General features: G+C 41.2%; 2 protein-coding genes. Both read left to right on the top strand.

The window, feature by feature from the left end:
• The first annotated feature begins 70 nt into the window (after window positions 1-70).
• Entirely contained in the window at window positions 71-361 is a 291-nt protein-coding gene (locus tag VQ00_RS17490; RefSeq protein WP_046181414.1) for a helix-turn-helix domain-containing protein, read from the top strand.
• Window positions 358-1,236 (top strand): IS3 family transposase, encoded by an 879-nt coding sequence (locus VQ00_RS17485; RefSeq protein ID WP_046181413.1) that lies wholly within the window; start codon window positions 358-360, stop codon window positions 1,234-1,236. Before VQ00_RS17490 ends, VQ00_RS17485 begins: the two co-directional genes overlap by 4 nt.
• Window positions 1,237-1,273 lie beyond the last annotated feature (37 nt).

Below are 1,273 nucleotides of genomic sequence, written 5' to 3'. Positions count from 1 at the left end.
TGATATGCTCCCCTTTAAGTAGACAGTTGTAAGAAAGCAACGCTACTATCTACTTGGAGGGGATTTTTGTATGGGGAGAAAACAAACGTATTCTGTAGCGGTTAAGCTGCGGGCAGTTGAACTCTATTTATCAGGCGAAATGGGTGGATATCGACGAGTAGCTGGAAAATTTAATGTAGATCCGTCTCAAATTGTGAGATGGGTTAGGGCTTATAAACAAGAGGGAATCGATGGTTTAAAAGAAAAGCGCGGTCTTGTAGGAAGAAAACCAAAGAATCCTTCGGATCAAGAAAAGATTAAACGGCTGGAAGCGGAAGTAGCCTACTTAAAAAAGCTGTTAGAAGCCGGAAAGGAGAGATAAGAAAAAGAACGAAAACCCTTGAATATCAAGTTATTAAAGACATGTCTGCTCGTTTTTCGGTTGCCCTTCTTTGTGAAATTGCCGGGGTCTCAAGAAGTGGATACTATAAATGGCTTAGGAAAGGAAAGAACCTTTCTAAAAAACAAGCAGAGAACCAGGCCCTGCAAAAGAAGATCGTTGAGATCTTCCATCAGTATCGGGGAATTTTTGGTTACCGAAGAATGACGGTTTGGCTGAGAAAGATCCTTAAAAAGCCGATTAATGATAAACGAACCTACAGACTCATGAAGGCGCTTGGGATCCAGGCAAAGATCCGCAAGAAGAGGATCTTTTATGGCAGAAAAGAAGCATGCGTCGTATCAGGGAATCATTTAAATCGAGAATTTCACGCCACTCGTCCGAATGAAAAATGGGTAACCGACGTTACCTATCTTCCCTTTAATCAAAAGCGTCTTTATTTGTCGGTTATTTATGACTTGTATAACAATGAAGTGGTGTCCTACAAATTAAGCCGGTACAATGACTTTCAACTCGTACAGGACACACTGAAAGCAGCTGTCCAAAAACGGAAAGTGAAGGGGACTCTTCTCCACAGCGATCAAGGTGTGACGTATACCTCTCGTGCTTATCATCACCTTCTTACGAAGCACCAAATGAGAGTCAGTATGTCGAGAAAGGGAAACTGCCTCGATAATGCCTGTATTGAGAGCTTTTTTGGCCATTTAAAGGCTGAATGCTTTCACCTTCTGACATTTAATCAGGTTTCTGAGGTTGAGCAGGCCATAGATGAATACATAAAATTTTATAACACCGCAAGATATCAAAAGAAATTAAAGAACCTTTCTCCAGTTCAATTTCGAAGAAAGGCGATGTAGGCTTTTTAAAGGTGTCTACTTGACGGGGGTAAGATCA

Origin of the sequence: Domibacillus tundrae (genome assembly GCF_000970675.1) — a bacterium.
Classification (GTDB): Bacteria; Bacillota; Bacilli; order Bacillales; family Domibacillaceae; genus Domibacillus; species Domibacillus tundrae.
This window is presented reverse-complemented; position numbering and strand designations above follow the sequence as displayed.

Bases quoted from the DNA above. Each gene is read 5' to 3' on its own strand.
- VQ00_RS17490 (WP_046181414.1), top strand. From the start codon at position 71: ATGGGGAGAAAACAAACGTATTCTGTAGCGGTTAAGCTGCGGGCAGTT.